The sequence below is a fragment of the Mycobacterium sp. genome, from assembly GCF_052144515.1.
Lineage (GTDB): Bacteria > Actinomycetota > Actinomycetes > Mycobacteriales > Mycobacteriaceae > Mycobacterium.
This window is the reverse complement of the sequence record NZ_JBKQQD010000126.1, coordinates 1-14934: the sequence shown is the minus strand read 5'-3', so window position 1 is coordinate 14934 and position 14934 is coordinate 1. Positions and strand designations below refer to the sequence as shown.

Here is a 14934-nt window from a genome sequence, read left to right as displayed (position 1 = left end):
CCCGATGCACTACCGCGGCCACCGCCTGTACCTGAGGGTGAGTGGGAAGGGCGCGGAGGTCAGCGCGGACCCACGCGACGTGCCGCCGATCGAAATCGAATGCCACGGCCGCGTGGAGCGGCTGGAGTCGGGAAACACGATTCGTTTCCCCTGACCGCTTCCGGGAGCAGAAGCCGACACTTGAAAGTGATGAGGCGCGTCTCCGCCTGTGGCCCGCCACCTCGACGGGGTAGACGCGGCGGGTGCCGCTGAATCCTTTCATCTCGACTTCCGGATCGCTCCGCCGCTAGCGTCCTCGGCCGCCACGCGGTCCACATCGTCGGGGGTGATGGCAGCGAGCTCCCTGCCGGCGAGTCGCGCCGAGGTCCGCGCAAACGCCGGTTGGGGGCGCTATCCGTTGCGGGTCGTCGCCCCCTTCGCGCGCCAGTTCCTGAAACGCCGAGTGGCCTACCGTGACGCGCGCGGCCAATACGCAGATCCGTGGGGAGCTATCCGCGCCAGGTTCGGGGAATCTCAGCTGGCCCATAAGCGACGTGGCTCACGCCTAGCCTAGCGTCCCACGTCCCACCACGGAAAATTTGCCGAAAGTCGTACAAAGGCCCGGTTCGGAGCACATCCTGACGCCGAGCCCATTCAACACTCCGCTAGCACGATCGGGGAGGCGACTGCCCAGCATGTAGACCAGTCGCGGCGGAAGACCATCATCGACGCCGCCTTGGACTTGGCTGACGAACTCTCCACGGCGCAGATGGAGTTACTGCACAACGTCGCGCGCAGCGCGAGCGAGGCGCTGTGTGGGAAACCGGGTGGCGCAACGGAGTAGATGACTGCAGCCGGGGATTCCTTTCGCTTGCGGGGGCTTGGCCTGGCCCAACGACTTTGCAAGCGGACGTGATCTCACGCCGCACTATTTGTTGGCGAGGCCCGGCTCGAACCACTTGGTTGACACCGTGGGATGGTGCGGACTAGAACGATTGCCCGCACGCGTCGACTATCAGATCGAAATCGATGGTGGCGCGTTGGCGCTGGGTGAACTCGCCTCAGGCGCACGCGAGGTGCTGCTGCGCACCCCGACAGGACCGCGGCTCATCCTGACCCCGTGGCCGCGGGCGGCATGAGCCTGGCCTTCCTCTACCCGGTCAGGGCTCCCAGCGGCCCGGCATGCTGCACTTGGATTCGACCGTTTGACTGGCCACGATGTCCTCCTTTGTGCTGACCATATCGCCCTGAGGCTGATTCATGCGAGATCCTTTCGCCGTTCATGCCGTCGACGTCGAACTGAGCATCACCGCGAACGGGGTGGTGTGATCGTAGAGAACTGTCACCACGACCCGCCGGAGCGCATCATCGACCTCAGAACATCGACGACCGCTCCGCACCGAGCCGCCGCCCGGTGACGGTGTGCGACACGATCTGAAGCCACACGTTGTGGATGCCGACTGCCCACGGCGTCGGAAAGTGGCCGTCCATCGCTCGCAGCAGCGCAGGAACCCGTTCCAGGTCGACCTCGGCGCCGACGCCTCGCACCAGGACGCTCCATCCGAACTTCCGGTCCTCGTCGATGTGGTCGACCTCGAAGGTGAGCGTTGGTTGCTGCATCGCCGCTCGTTTCGCGCCACCCTCGACGCGGAAGACGATTTCGTGTCCGGCCATGGCGTAGTTGACGGGCACAGCGAGCGGTCCGAGGTCATCTTGGTACACGAGTCGCCCGACGCGTCCGGTAGCGAGCAGCTGAAAGCATTCGTCGGGCGAGAGGTCTTCGAGCTCACGCTGGGTCATGATGCGATTCTCGTCGGGGCGCACCGGCGGCCGCCACGGCCAAAGGTCCCATCCGGCTGGCGCCGCAGCTATGTGGCCGAGTGCGCCGAGGTCGACGGCTTACGGTCCGCGCAGATCGAAAAGATTGTCCGCGACGGCATCGAAGACCTGGGCTGTGATGGCGCGTACGCGGGCGGCCGAGGTCGGCGACGTTGAGGGGTTGCGCCGGATCGCTGACCAACTGTAACCGATCACAGCCCGATCACCGTGGCCGCGAGGTTCAGCGCCCGCGCCGCGCCTTCACGGTTCTGCCAGGGCATGCCGCCAGTGCCGAGATCGTCTCGGTCTTCGTGGGATTTGAGGTGGCGGTCCCTCGTCTGAGGCTTGCCTGATGGTAGGTCTTCGGGTGAAGGACCAAGTACACCCACGAAGGAAGGGACCGCCATGAAGACCGTACCTACTGTTCGGGTCGCTGACACGATGCATTGTGCGTATCAACCGCGATTACTACCTGATCCTTGCCCGACTGGATCCCCACCGACACCAACCGCTCCTCACTCAATTCAGCTTGAAAGCGATTAGGGCACAACAACTTTCGGTAATGCAGGCCTCCCTTCAGCCACTCCCCGCAGGGACGCCGATGACCGGGCTGGCAAGCCAGTAAGAAGTCAGCCAGAAGTCGACAGGGGTCAAGCGAGCCACACCCAATCACCGCCTCGAAGAGCATTGCTGCAGACCACGCCCTCCTGGCCCACATTCAACAAGTTGGGGGTCAAGTGGTCGCAGATTCCGGCCACGCGACGACCTCCATGAGTGCATGCCGGAGGTCAGGAACTCAGTTCGACGGTGCTGTACCCGAAGTCCGCGACGACCCGTACGTTCCCGCCGAGCGCGGCAACGTACGACTGGAGCGTCCCCAGCTCGGTATGCGATAGGTCGCCGCTCTCCAATTTGGACACCACCCGCCGAGACGACACCACACAAACCTCCACAGAGTTAGCTTGTGTTGCATCGACTACTGGAAACCACCTTGCGGACAAACGAAAGTTCCGAAAAATGTTCTCTGGTTTTCCCCACGCGGAGCGAAGCGATGCCCGAGAATGTTGAGGGGCCGGGCCGCTCGCTTGGGGTGCCTTTGATGATTTGCCTGTCTCGAAGGATCGCCCCGCGTGTCACGGCGTTGGAGCGCCGCGTGCGGCCCGGCCTATTTCGAGGTTACAGGTCTTGGGGCCGTTACCTAACCAACCGGCGGCGAGCAGGTAAAGCCCCGGCATGATCCGCGCCACACTGCGCGGTCGAAACGCCTCTAGCTGCGCCGATTCGGGACATTCATGCTGCGGCGCACGGATTCCACGAGCCGGGACGGGGCAGGGGCTCAATCGTTATGCGACACGTCGCGCGGCGGGACGGTTTTTGACGCCACGTAACCGAGAATGCGGGCATGACGGTACCGCGGGAGCCGACGCGTGAGATCTCGCGGCAGGCGTTTCTGCGGGCGGCGGCCGGAGCATTGGCTGCAGGAACGGTTTTCGGGTCGGGGCGCGCTACCGCCGACCCGAATATTTCCGGCTGGCAAGGTCTTTCCACCGCCATCAAAGGCCAAGTGATATTGCCGGACAACGGTGCGCAATTCGGAAGCGCCAAACAGGTTTTCAACACCAACTACAACAACTCCTCACCAGCGGCGGTCGTCACCGTGACATCGCCGGCGGACGTGCAAAAGGCGATGGCATTCGCCGCTGCCCACAACCTTAAAGTCGCTCCGCGCAGTGGCGGGCACTCCTACGTGGGGGCATCCACCGCGAACGGCGCCCTGGTGCTCGACCTGCGTCAGCTGCCCGGTGACATCAATTACGACGCCGCCAGCGGGCAGGTCACTGTGACGCCCGCCACCAGTTTGTATGCGATACATCAGGGGCTGGCCGCGGCCGGCCGGGGTATCCCGACGGGCACCTGCCCCTCGGTCGGTGCCGCCGGGCACGCACTGGGCGGTGGGTTAGGCGCCCATTCCCGGCACGCCGGCCTGCTCTGTGATCAGTTGACATCGGCGTCAGTGGTGCTGCCTAGCGGCCAGGCGGTCACCGCCTCTGCCAACACCAACCCCGACCTGTTCTGGGCGCTGCGCGGCGGCGGCGGTGGCAACTTCGGGGTGACCACCTCGCTGACCTTGGCCACCTTCCCCACCGCGGACTACGACGTCGTCAACCTCAATTTCCCGCCGCAGTCGTTCGCGCAGGTCCTCGTCGGTTGGCAGAACTGGCTGCGCACCGCCGACCGCAACAGCTGGGCGCTGGCGGACAGCACCACCGACACGATGGGCACGCACTGTCGCATCATGGCGACCTGCCCGTCCGGGTCGGGTAACAGCGCGGCGAGCGCCATCACCTCCGCCGTGGGAATGCAACCGACCGGGACCGACAACCACACGTTCAACTATTTGGACCTGGTGAGGTATCTAGCTGTCGGCAACCTCAACCCGTCGCCGCTGGGATATGTCGGCGGTTCCGATGTCTTTACGACGATCACTCCGGCGGCCGCCCAGGGGATCGCCTCGGCGGTCAATGCCTTTCCTCGCGGCGCCGGCCGCATGCTGGCGATCATGCACGCCCTCGACGGCGCCCTCGCGACTGTCGCACCGGGCGCCACGGCCTTTCCGTGGCGTCGCCAGTCGTCGCTGGTGCAGTGGTACGTCGAGACAGCCGGTGACCCGTCGGCAGCCCTCAGCTGGCTCAACACGGCACACCAAGCGGTGCAACCGTATTCGGTCGGCGGTTACGTGAACTATCTCGAAGCGAACCAAGCTGCTTCGCGATATTTCGGCCCGAACCTATCCCGGCTGAGCGCCGTCCGGCAGAAGTACGATCCCGGCCGAATCATGTTCTCGAGCATGGACTTCTGATCCGAGCGTGGGCACTCAGGTGTGCAGTTTAATGACTTCGATCAGGTGACGTCCGACATCGTCGAGCGCAGCTGTCGACTGCGTGGCCAGCGCGATGATCACAGCGCCTTCGATAGCGGCAATCGTCAGGGTGGCCAGTGAGCGCGCGTTGTCACGATCGGCGCCAGACCTCACCAGCCGATCGGCCAGGAGCGTCTGCCACTCATTGACCGCCTCGGCGGCCGCCTGCGCCGCTGACGGCACCTCGGCGCGACCGAGGATCGCCGCCACAATCGGGCAACCCGCCTGCATCTCAGTTGCACGTAGCTGCGTTTTCCATTCGTCGATGAAGGTCTGGACCGCGCGCGCCGGATCGCCCCCGTCGTCGGCCGACTGCAGCACCGCGGTCAAACCGTGACCGGCGATGCGGGTGGCCTCAGCAACTAATTCGGCTTTACCGCCGGGAAAATTCAGGTAGACGGTTCTTCGCGCGACGCCGCTGTCCTCCAGCAGCGCGTTGATCCCCGTCCCCGCGACCCCACGCCGTCGAACCAATCGCGTGACACTGGCGATGAGCGCATCCCGCGCGGACATGACTGACCCCTCCTGGCGTGGCCGACATCTTCGGCACCAGGTTTGCACTATACCAATCGGTCTACTAACGTCTTAGTCGAACGGGCCGAATATATTTCGAGTGCGGAGATCGGGCATGACGAACACCCACGACCAAAAGACGCTGCGGAAGTTCCGGAGGGAACGCGCAATCGGGCGCTATCTGCTCAACCCGGCGGTGAAAGTCTTAAGCAGACTAGGGCTACGCACCTCCATGGCCACAGAACTGGAGACCACCGGGCGCAAAAGCGGGCAGGCACGCCGGGTTCCCGTGGCGGCGCAATTCGACGACCAAGGGGCGTGGGTCATCAGTCAGCATGGAACCCGTTCGGGTTGGGGCCGAAACATCGTCGACAACCCGAATATCCGCATACAACAAGGGAATCGATGGCGCAGCGGAGTCGCGACGTTCAGGCCCGATGACGACGTCGTAGCGCGGGGCCGCAAGTTCGGGCGACTGGGAGCCAAAGTGGTGAAGACACTGGAAACGACGCCGGCGTCGGTACGGATCGACTTCACCGACTAAGGCCGAAGCCGCGAGCCGAGTTCGGTTGCGGCAGTTGCGGATACGCGGTCAGAAAAAAAGCGTTAAGCGGGCCGGAGAGGCCGTTTCAAGCTGCAGACGATGCTCCATTCGAAATACAACTCCCCGTCTCTGTCGTAGCCCTTGAAGTGGTGGGAGACCTGAGCACGCTGCACCGAGGAGTTGACCAACTCCCAGCCTTGTTCTCCGTAGGTCTTCGCCAGAGCGCTTACTTCCGCGATCAGATCTTTCAGAGACTCATTCGTGTGATAGATGAAGGTGTTCTCCCACCGTTGCGGGTACCACTCGTCGTCTGATGCCAGCCACCAACCTGGCCCGGGCGAAGTGCTCATGTCCCGGCACCCTACAGCCGCCGGGAGCAGCGAAGAGAAAAATTTCTATGAACTTTGCGTGCGCGGCCTCTGCCGGTTGGCCCGGACCAGAGCCTGCAAAGATAGCGCCGTGAGCGAACCCGAGGCTTTGGCAGTCTGGGAGCTCTTTCGGGTCAATCGATAACGCGGAGGTGCTCAATGACCCAGTCCGGCTTGGTGTTGTCCAGTGTGGACAACCACGTCGCGCTCATCACCGTCAACGACCCCGACCGGCGCAACGCGGTGACCGGCAAGATGTCGGCGCTGCTGCGCGCTGCCGTCGAGCAGGCCGAAGCCGACCCCGAGGTGCACGCCGTGGTGGTCACCGGGGCGGGCAAGGCGTTCTGCGCGGGCGCCGACCTCAGCGCTCTGGGCGCAGCGGGCGGCGCAGCGGCGGAGTCGGGGCTGAAAAAGCTGTACGACGGCTTCATGGCCGTGGGTAACTGCAAACTCCCCACGATCGCGGCGGTCAATGGCGCAGCGGTCGGCGCCGGGCTCAATCTGGCAATGGCCGCCGATGTCCGCATCGCGGGACCGGCCGCGGTCTTCGATGCTCGTTTCCAAAAGCTCGGACTGCATCCGGGCGGGGGTGCGACCTGGATGCTGCAGCGAGCCGTGGGCCCACAGGTCGCCCGGGCGGCGTTGTTGTTCGGGATGCGCTTTGACGCGGAATCCGCCGTGCGCCACGGGCTGGCGCTCAGCGTTGCCGACGACCCCGTCGCCGCGGCGCTCAAGCTGGCTGCGGGGCCGGCGGCCGCTCCCCGTGAGGTGGTGCTCGCGACCAAGGCCACCATGCGCGCCACGGTCAGCCCGGGGTCGGTGGACAACGAACAACATGAACTCGCCATGCGCACGGAGCTGGGGCCGCAGGCCAACTCGATCCAGTCACCGGAGTTCGCGGCCCGGCTAGCCGCTGCACGAGGCAGCCGTTAGGACGGTGATTCAGTCACGGGGGTGTCCGGGGGTTTTACAAGGCAGAGATCCCCCGAAACGCGGGGTCCAGGCGGCGCACGACGAAGACGAACGTCAGAGCAAGGAAGGGTGCGATGGCTCCGTAAACCGCGGCGGGGGTGGCCATTTCGGCATTGTTCAGCAGCTGCGGACTCAGCGCTACGCCGATCGCGACCACCGCGTTGTGCAGCCCGATCTCCAGGCTGACGGCGATGGCCTGTCGCGGAGCGAGGTGCATCCGGCGGGGCACCAGATAGCCGACTGTCAGGCTAACGGTGCAGAAGGTAGCGACGGCTCCGGCCAGCACACCGAAAGTTGTTCCACAGCGTCGTTCGCCCTCCGGCGATCGCCGCGAGAACCACGAGCACCAGCAGCACTGCCGCGGCGATCCTGACTGGCTTTTGCAGTCGCCGGGCCAGCTCAGGGAAGCGGTGGCGTATCGCGACACCGAGCGCGGTGGGTATGAGCACAAGTCCGAACACCCCGAGGAACTTGTCCAGCTGTAAAGGGATGAACCGTCCTTCTCCGATGAACCAGCCCATCGATAGGGCCAATATCGCCGGCAGGGCGAACATCGACAGCACGGCGTTGATCGCGGTCAGCGTGAGATTGAGCGCCAGGTCCCCGTTGACCAGGTGACTGAGGATGTTGGCCATCGTGCCGCCCGGAGTAGCGGCCATCAGCATCAGCCCAACCGCCAGGTTCGGTTCGAGGTGGAAAGCTTCGGCAATCAGCAGGCACAGCGTGGGCAGCACCAACGACTGACAGATCAGTGCAACCAGAAGTGGGCGCCGCAGTGTGGCTGCCCGCTGGAAGTCGGCGACGGTCAGCGTCAGCCCAAGGGCGAGCATGACCACCACGACGACCAACGGAAAGTAGCGGTTGTCCATAAAGCTCCAGGTGTTGGGTCTGCAGATGGTGCGACAATTAGTTAGCTTGCCTTACTCTGCGGAAGGCCGCAGCGTGTGGCGGGTAGCAGTTAGTCCCAGCCAGCTCGAATCACCGTGAGGGAATCAGGGCGGGCCCGGCGGACGGCCGCTACAGGTCCAGCAGCGCGCCGATGAGTCGATAACGTGTCGCCTGGGCCGGCCAGCAACCGTTAGCCGGAGACGGTTTCCCCCGCTCGCGCCAGCATCGCTTCCGCGTGCTTGAGCACCGGGGAATCGACCATCTGTCCTTCGTAAGCGAACACCCCGCGCTCTGTCTTGGCCGCGGCCAACACCCGTCGCGCCCAGTCCAGCTTCTCGTCACTGGAGCGGTAAGCCTTGCGCACGATCGAGATCTGCGTCGGATGAATGCATACCGTCGCGTCGAAACCCACCGCCACGGCGTCGTCAGCCTCCGCCTGCAAGCCCTCGATGTCGCGGATGTCCAGGTGCACGGCGTCGAGCGTGATCCGGTCGAATGCAGACGCCGCTAGCAGGACCGTCGACCGTACGTGTCGAGCAACATCGCGATAGGTGCCGTCGGCCAGCCGACTGGAGCTGCCGCCCAGGGTGGCGACCAAGTCCTCGGCGCCCCACATCACTCCCACCGTGCCCGCGGCCGCGGCGATTTCGGTGGCGAACACCGCGCCGCGCGGAGTCTCCACCAACGCGATCACGTCACGCGGCGCCAGTGCGGTCACCTGCGCGGCCGATTCGGTCTTCGCCAGCATCACAGTCGTATAAGCGGTTCCGGCCAGAGCCTCCAAGTCGCGGGCCTGTTCATCGGTGCCGGCCGGGTTGATCCGCACGACGGTGCGCTCCGGGTCGAGCGGGGTGTCCTGCAGCGCCTTCCGGGCGGCGGGCTTGTCCGGTTCCGCGACGCCGTCCTCGAGGTCGAGGATCACCACATCGGCGGCAGCGGCCGCCTTGGCGAAACGCTCGGGTCGGTCAGCCGGGCAGAACAACCAGCCCGGACCGGCGGCACGCAGGGTCATCACTTCTCCACTCTGTCTGCTTCGGGGGCCGGGCGCTTCTGCACCAGCGTCGTGCGCACGGCGCGCGCCACGACGTCGCCGTGCTGGTTGCGCCCGGTGTGCTCCAGGGTGACGATGCCTTCGCCGGGACGGCTTTTCGATTCGCGTTTGTCGGTGCACACGGTTTCCGCATAGAGGGTGTCGCCGTGGAAGACCGGCTTGGGGAACGACACCTCGGAAAAGCCGAGGTTGGCCACGATGGTGCCGAGCGTCAACTGCGCAACCGACAGCCCGACCAGCGTCGAGAGGGTGAACATCGAGTTCACCAGTCGCTCGCCCCGGAAACCCGGCTGCTCGGCGGCCCACGCCGCGTCGAGGTGCAGCGACTGGGTGTTCATCGTCAGCGTGGTGAACAACACGTTGTCGGCCTCGGTGACGGTGCGGCCCGGCCGGTGCAGGTAGGTGGCGCCGACCTCGAATTCCTCAAACCACAAGCCGCGCTGGATGATTGATTTCCCGTCGGTCATGACAGACCCAGCGATCGCGCGATGAGTATCAGCTGCACCTCGGTCGTGCCCTCACCGATCTCGAGTACCTTGCTGTCGCGGTAGTGACGCGCGACCGGATACTCGTTCATGAAGCCGTAGCCGCCGTGGATCTGGGTGGCGTCGCGCGCGTTGTCCATCGCCGCCTCCGAGGAGATCATTTTCGCGATCGCCGCCTCCTTCTTGAACGGCTTGCCCGCCAACATCTTTGCGGCCGCTTCGTAGTACGCCGTGCGGGCCACGTGGGCACGGGCCTCCATCCGCGCGATCTTGAAGCTGATCGCTTGATAGGACCCGATCGGCTGGCCGAACGACTGGCGCTCCTTGGCGTACTTGACGCTCTCGTCGACGCAGCCCTGCGCCGCCCCGGTCGCCAGCGCGGCGATCGCAATCCGGCCCTCGTCCAGGATGGACAAGAAATTCGCGTAGCCCGTGCCGCGCGCGCCCAGCAAGTTCTGCTGTGGGACGCGGGCGTCGGCGAAGGTCAGCGGGTGGGTGTCGGAGGCGTTCCAGCCGACCTTGTTGTAGACCGGCTCGACGGTGAATCCCGTTGTGCCGCTGGGCACGATGATTGTCGAGATCTCCTTCTTGTCCGCTGGGGTTTCAGTGGATCCGGTGACCGCGGTGACCGTCACCAGCGAAGTGATATCGGTACCCGAGTTGGTGATGAACTGCTTGGAGCCGTTGATGATCCACTCGTCACCTTCGAGACGGGCGGTGGTGCGGGTGCTACCCGCGTCCGACCCTGCCCCCGGCTCGGTGAGACCGAAACCGGCAAGCGCGCGCCCGGCCGTCAGGTCCGGGAGCCACTGTTGCTTCTGCTCCTCGTTGCCAAACCGGTAGATCGGCATCGCACCGAGGCCCACCCCTGACTCCAGCGTGATCGCGACCGACTGGTCGACCTTGCCGAGTTCTTCGAGCGCCAACGCCAGCGCGAAGTAGTCGCCGCCCATGCCACCGTAGTCTTCGGGAAACGGTAGCCCGAACAGTCCCATCTCGCCCATCTTGGCGACGACTTCGTACGGGAAACTGTGCTCCTCATCGTGTTTGGCCGACACCGGCGCGACCACGGTGCGTGCGAAATCGGCAACGGTGTCGCGGAGGTCTTCGTATTCCTTGGGCAGTGTTCCTGCCGTGATGCTTGTCGTCATGATTCTTGATCCTTGATCCTTGCCAGTACCTGATCCACCTTCACCTGGTCGCCGACAGCCACCAGCAATTCCACCAATCCCGAAACCGGCGCGGCCAGTGAGTGTTCCATCTTCATCGCCTCAACGACCACCACCGCGTCTCCCTCGGAGACCTCGGCGCCGGAGTTGACCTGCACGGCGATCACGTTGCCCGGCATCGGGCTGACGACCTCGGCCTGCTTGGCGCCCGCCGCACGGTGAATCTTTTGTTCCTCGGCTTCGCGCAGGTGCCAGGTTCCGAGCTCGTCGGCGATCCACAGGTGCCGGTCGGCCTCCGCCCATCGATATTCCCGGCGCAGGCCATTCAGCGTTACGCTCATCCGCGCACCGTCGAATTCGGCACTTGCAGAACCGATCTCACCATCACCGACCTGCACCTCAGCCGCATCCGGCGATCCCCATACCGACACCGTTTCGGCGCGCAGCGGGGTGCGTAGCTCGGTGCGCACCGGCGCCACCCCGCCGCCGACGCGCCATCCCGTCGGCGAGGCCCACAGGTCGCCGCGCGCGTGACGCGCCAGTGCCCACTGACGGTAGAGACCACCGGCTGCGAGCACGTCGTCGGGCGCCGGCAGCGGCGCGAAGTCGGGCAGCCGCTCTTCGAGCAACGCGGTGTCCAAGTCGCCGGCACGGACGCGCTCATCCGCGAGGAGAAAACGCAGGAACTCGACGTTGGTCTGAACCCCGAGGACCGCGGTTTGCGCAAGCGCCCGGTCCAGCCGCGCCAGCGCCTCCTCACGGTCGGCCCCGTGCGCGATGACCTTGCTCAGCATCGGGTCATAATCGCTACCGACCACGGTGTCCGCCAGCAGCGACGAATCCACCCGCACACCATCGCCGGACGGCTCGACCACCTGCAACACCCGTCCGCCGGTGGGCAGAAATCCCCGCGCGGGATCCTCCGCATAGACGCGCGCCTCGATTGCGTGCCCGTTTAGCTCGATGTCGTTCTGGGCGAAAGCCAGCTTCTCGCCGGCACCCACGCGCAGTTGCCACTCGACGAGGTCCAGCCCGGTAACCGCCTCGGTGACCGGATGTTCCACCTGCAGGCGGGTGTTCATCTCCATGAAGAAGAACTCGTCGGGCCGCTCGGCGGAGACGATGAACTCGACCGTGCCGGCGCCGACGTAATCCACGCTGCGGGCGGTGTTGCACGCCGCCGTTCCGATCCGCGCGCGCGTGTCGGCGTCCAGCAGGGCCGACGGCGCCTCCTCGATGACCTTTTGATGGCGCCGCTGCAGACTGCACTCGCGCTCGCCGAGATGCACCATGTTGCCGTGCGCATCGGCAAGCACCTGCACCTCGATATGTCTGGGCCGCAGCACAAATCGTTCCAGGAACAGGGTGTCGTCGCCGAACGCCGAGGCAGCTTCCCGACGAGCGGTTACCAGCGCCTCGCGTATCCGTGCCGGATCTTCCACCAGATGCATGCCCTTGCCGCCGCCGCCTGCCGATGGCTTGATCAGCACCGGGTAGCCGACGTCGTCGGCCGCGGTCACCAGGTCGTCATCGCTCAGCCCCGGCTTAGCCGCCCCGGGTACCACCGGCACGTCAAAGGCGGCGACCGCGTTCTTGGCGGTGATCTTGTCGCCCATCACCTCGATCGCGTGTGCCGGCGGGCCCAGGAACACCACCCCTGCGCGCTCGCATGCGGCGGCGAAATGGGCGTTCTCGGAGAGAAACCCATAGCCAGGATGGATCGCCTGAGCTCCGGTGCGCGTCGCGGCGTCGAGTACGCGCGCGATGTCGAGGTAGCTCTCCCGCGCCGCGGCCGGCCCCAGCCGCACCGCTTCGTCCGCCTCGAGAACATGCCGCGCACCGACGTCGGCGTCGCTGTACACGGCGACGGACTTGATGCCCAGCCGCCGCAAGGTCCGGATCACCCGCACCGCGATCTCGCCGCGGTTGGCAACCAACACCGTCTCGAACATCCCACTCACATCCGGAACACGCCGTAGGAGACCGGTTCCAGGGGCGCGTGGGCACACACCGAAAGTCCAAGTCCCACAACAATTCTGGTGTCGGCCGGGTCAATGATCCCGTCGTCCCACAGCCGGGCGGTCGAGTAGTAGGGGTTGCCCTGGTCTTCGTACTGCTCGCGGATGGGCGTCTTGAACGCTTCCTCCTCGTCGGCCGACCACGGTTTGCCATCCGCGGCGAGCTGTTCGCCCCGGACGGTGGCCAGCACCGAAGCCGCCTGTTCGCCGCCCATCACCGAGATCCGGGCGTTGGGCCACATCCACAGAAAACGCGGAGAATACGCCCTACCGCACATCGAATAGTTGCCCGCGCCATAGGATCCGCCGATCACGACGGTCAGCTTGGGCACGCGAGCACAGGCCACGGCGGTGACCATTTTGGCGCCGTGTTTGGCGATGCCGCCGGCCTCGTAGTCGCGGCCGACCATGAAGCCGGCGATGTTCTGCAGGAACAGCAGCGGGATCTTGCGCTTATCGCACAGCTCGATGAAATGCGCTCCCTTGAGAGCGGATTCGCTGAACAGCACACCGTTGTTGGCGACGATCCCCACGGGATGGCCGTGGATGCGCGCGAATGCGGTTACCAGCGTCTTGCCGTAGTTGGTCTTGAACTCGCTGAATTCGCCGCCGTCGACCAGTCGCACGATGACCTCGTGCACGTCGTAGGGCACCCTCGGGTCCGGGGGCACGGCGTCGTAGAGCTCGCTCTGGGCGTGCTTGGGCTCGACCGGACGGAGCACCTCCCACTGCGCCGGCTCGCGCGGTCCGAAGGTGGCCGCGATCGAACGGACGATCCGCAGTGCGTGCTCGTCGTCGTCGGCGAGATGGTCGGTGACACCGGAGACCCGCGAGTGCAGGTCGCCGCCGCCGAGCTCCTCGGCCGTGACGATCTCGCCGGTGGCGGCCTTGACCAGCGGTGGGCCGCCGAGAAAGATCGTGCCCTGCTCGCGGACGATCACCGCCTCGTCGCTCATCGCCGGCACATACGCGCCGCCCGCCGTGCACGAGCCGAGTACCGCCGCGACTTGCGGGATGCCCTGGGCGCTCATGGTCGCCTGGTTGTAGAAGATCCGCCCGAAATGTTCGCGGTCCGGAAACACCTCGTCCTGGCGCGGCAGGAAGGCGCCGCCCGAGTCGACAAGGTAGATGCACGGCAGCCGATTCTGCAGCGCAATCTCCTGGGCGCGCAGGTGCTTCTTGACCGTCATCGGGTAATAGGTGCCGCCCTTGACCGTCGCATCATTGGCGACGATCACGCATTCGCGTCCCGACACCCGCCCGATCCCGGTGATGATCCCGGCGCCGGGAGACTCGTCGCCGTACATGCCGCCGGCCGCCAGCGGAGCCAGCTCCAGGAACGGACTGCCCGGATCGAGCAGGCGGTCCACCCGTTCGCGCGGCAGCAGCTTGCCGCGGCTGACGTGACGTTGGCGCGCACGCTCATTTCCGCCTTGCGCCGCAGCCGCGACTTTGGCATTCAACTCCGCCACCAGCCGGCGATGCTCGTCGGCGAAGGACGGCGCGGCCGCTACCGTCGTCACTTGGTCGCCAGGTCCTGAAGCAGAAGGGGCGGTTGCGTTTTCGCGGTGACTTCCTCGAGGGACACGCCGGGCGCGGTCTCGATCAGGTGCAGGCCGTCGTCGCGGACATCGATGACCGCAAGCTCGGTGACGATGCGGTTCACGCAGCCCACCCCGGTCAACGGCAGCGTGCAGCGTTCCAGAATCTTCGGGCTGCCGTCTTTGGCGGCGTGCTCCATCATCACGATTACCTTGCGGGCCCCGTGCACAAGATCCATTGCGCCGCCCATGCCCTTGACCATCTTGCCCGGGATCATCCAGTTGGCGAGGTCGCCGGTGACCGAAACCTGCATGGCGCCAAGCACAGCGACGTCCAGATGGCCGCCGCGGATGATCCCGAATGAGGCCGAGGAGCCGAAGAACGCGGCACCGGGCAGGGTGGTCACCGTCTCCTTACCCGCGTTGATCAGATCGGCGTCGAGGTCCTCACGCTTGGGATACGGCCCGACGCCGAGGATCCCGTTCTCCGAATGCAACACGACATGCACGCCCTCGGGGATGTGGTTCGGGATCAAGGTGGGCATTCCGATGCCGAGGTTGACGTACTGGCCGTCCTCGAACTCCGCTGCGACCCGGGCGGCCATCTCGTCCCTGCTCCACATCATTTGGCGCCGCTCCTCCTCATCGCTTCGCTCTGCATCGTCGTC

17 protein-coding genes and 1 pseudogene are annotated in these 14934 nt (G+C 65.5%); 5 read left to right on the top strand and 13 right to left on the bottom strand.

The window, feature by feature from the left end:
- Positions 1-4: 4 nt before the first annotated feature.
- Entirely contained in the window at positions 5-154 is a 150-nt protein-coding gene (locus ACLP9N_RS07780; protein WP_442406847.1) for a glycosyl hydrolase family 65 protein, read from the top strand.
- 820 nt (positions 155-974) lie between these two features.
- Positions 975-1118, top strand: a complete 144-nt coding sequence (locus tag ACLP9N_RS07775; protein WP_442406845.1) for a phosphoribosyl-dephospho-CoA transferase MdcG domain-containing protein — start codon at positions 975-977, stop codon at positions 1116-1118.
- Positions 1119-1353: 235 nt separating this feature from the next.
- On the opposite strand, the gene ACLP9N_RS07770 is transcribed toward ACLP9N_RS07775, so the two are convergent.
- From ACLP9N_RS07770 to ACLP9N_RS07760, 3 genes and pseudogenes are all read right to left on the bottom strand, one after another.
- Positions 1354-1779, bottom strand: a complete 426-nt coding sequence (locus tag ACLP9N_RS07770; RefSeq protein ID WP_442406844.1) for a pyridoxamine 5'-phosphate oxidase family protein — start codon at positions 1777-1779, stop codon at positions 1354-1356.
- A 230-nt stretch (positions 1780-2009) separates the two neighbouring features.
- On the bottom strand, positions 2010-2204 hold the full coding sequence (locus ACLP9N_RS07765; RefSeq protein ID WP_442406843.1) for a hypothetical protein: 195 nt from the start codon (positions 2202-2204) through the stop codon (positions 2010-2012).
- Positions 2205-2585: 381 nt separating this feature from the next.
- Positions 2586-2768: pseudogene (locus ACLP9N_RS07760) on the bottom strand (transcriptional regulator); the annotation flags it as partial.
- A 431-nt stretch (positions 2769-3199) separates the two neighbouring features.
- On the opposite strand from ACLP9N_RS07760, the gene ACLP9N_RS07755 reads away from it, so the two are divergent.
- A complete protein-coding gene (locus ACLP9N_RS07755; protein WP_442406842.1) occupies positions 3200-4657 on the top strand; it encodes an FAD-binding protein in 1458 nt (485 codons plus the stop codon).
- Between the two features lie 15 nt (positions 4658-4672).
- Here ACLP9N_RS07755 and ACLP9N_RS07750 read toward each other — a convergent pair whose 3' ends face one another.
- Positions 4673-5230, bottom strand: a complete 558-nt coding sequence (locus ACLP9N_RS07750) for a TetR/AcrR family transcriptional regulator (RefSeq protein ID WP_442406841.1) — start codon at positions 5228-5230, stop codon at positions 4673-4675.
- Positions 5231-5345: 115 nt separating this feature from the next.
- Between ACLP9N_RS07750 and ACLP9N_RS07745 the strand changes: the two genes are divergently transcribed.
- Positions 5346-5774 (top strand): nitroreductase/quinone reductase family protein, encoded by a 429-nt coding sequence (locus tag ACLP9N_RS07745; RefSeq protein WP_442406840.1) that lies wholly within the window; start codon positions 5346-5348, stop codon positions 5772-5774.
- 62 nt (positions 5775-5836) lie between these two features.
- On the opposite strand, the gene ACLP9N_RS07740 is transcribed toward ACLP9N_RS07745, so the two are convergent.
- The gene (locus ACLP9N_RS07740; protein WP_442406839.1) at positions 5837-6124 is read right to left on the bottom strand and encodes a hypothetical protein; all 288 of its coding nucleotides are present in this window, start codon (positions 6122-6124) and stop codon (positions 5837-5839) included.
- 177 nt (positions 6125-6301) lie between these two features.
- Here ACLP9N_RS07740 and ACLP9N_RS07735 point away from each other — a divergent pair, with 177 nt between their 5' ends.
- Positions 6302-7075: an enoyl-CoA hydratase gene (locus ACLP9N_RS07735; RefSeq protein WP_442406838.1), complete on the top strand. Its 774-nt coding sequence runs from the start codon at positions 6302-6304 to the stop codon at positions 7073-7075.
- 34 nt (positions 7076-7109) lie between these two features.
- On the opposite strand, the gene ACLP9N_RS07730 is transcribed toward ACLP9N_RS07735, so the two are convergent.
- From ACLP9N_RS07730 to ACLP9N_RS07695, 8 genes are all read right to left on the bottom strand, one after another.
- Positions 7110-7400: a hypothetical protein gene (locus ACLP9N_RS07730; protein ID WP_442406837.1), complete on the bottom strand. Its 291-nt coding sequence runs from the start codon at positions 7398-7400 to the stop codon at positions 7110-7112.
- Positions 7363-7983, bottom strand: coding sequence for a bile acid:sodium symporter family protein (locus ACLP9N_RS07725; RefSeq protein ID WP_442406836.1), 621 nt, complete (start codon positions 7981-7983; stop codon positions 7363-7365). Before ACLP9N_RS07725 ends, ACLP9N_RS07730 begins: the two co-directional genes overlap by 38 nt.
- A 209-nt stretch (positions 7984-8192) precedes the next feature.
- Positions 8193-9014, bottom strand: a complete 822-nt coding sequence (locus tag ACLP9N_RS07720; RefSeq protein WP_442406835.1) for an HpcH/HpaI aldolase/citrate lyase family protein — start codon at positions 9012-9014, stop codon at positions 8193-8195.
- Entirely contained in the window at positions 9014-9520 is a 507-nt protein-coding gene (locus tag ACLP9N_RS07715; protein WP_442406834.1) for a MaoC family dehydratase, read from the bottom strand. The genes ACLP9N_RS07720 and ACLP9N_RS07715 overlap by 1 nt, the downstream gene beginning before the upstream one ends.
- Complete coding sequence (locus ACLP9N_RS07710; RefSeq protein ID WP_442406833.1) at positions 9517-10689, bottom strand: acyl-CoA dehydrogenase family protein; 1173 nt, start codon at positions 10687-10689, stop codon at positions 9517-9519. Before ACLP9N_RS07710 ends, ACLP9N_RS07715 begins: the two co-directional genes overlap by 4 nt.
- Complete coding sequence (locus ACLP9N_RS07705) at positions 10686-12659, bottom strand: acetyl-CoA carboxylase biotin carboxylase subunit (RefSeq protein WP_442406832.1); 1974 nt, start codon at positions 12657-12659, stop codon at positions 10686-10688. The genes ACLP9N_RS07710 and ACLP9N_RS07705 overlap by 4 nt, the downstream gene beginning before the upstream one ends.
- A 5-nt stretch (positions 12660-12664) precedes the next feature.
- Positions 12665-14248: a carboxyl transferase domain-containing protein gene (locus tag ACLP9N_RS07700; protein ID WP_442406831.1), complete on the bottom strand. Its 1584-nt coding sequence runs from the start codon at positions 14246-14248 to the stop codon at positions 12665-12667.
- The gene (locus ACLP9N_RS07695; RefSeq protein WP_442406846.1) at positions 14245-14892 is read right to left on the bottom strand and encodes a CoA transferase subunit B; all 648 of its coding nucleotides are present in this window, start codon (positions 14890-14892) and stop codon (positions 14245-14247) included. The genes ACLP9N_RS07700 and ACLP9N_RS07695 overlap by 4 nt, the downstream gene beginning before the upstream one ends.
- Positions 14893-14934 lie beyond the last annotated feature (42 nt).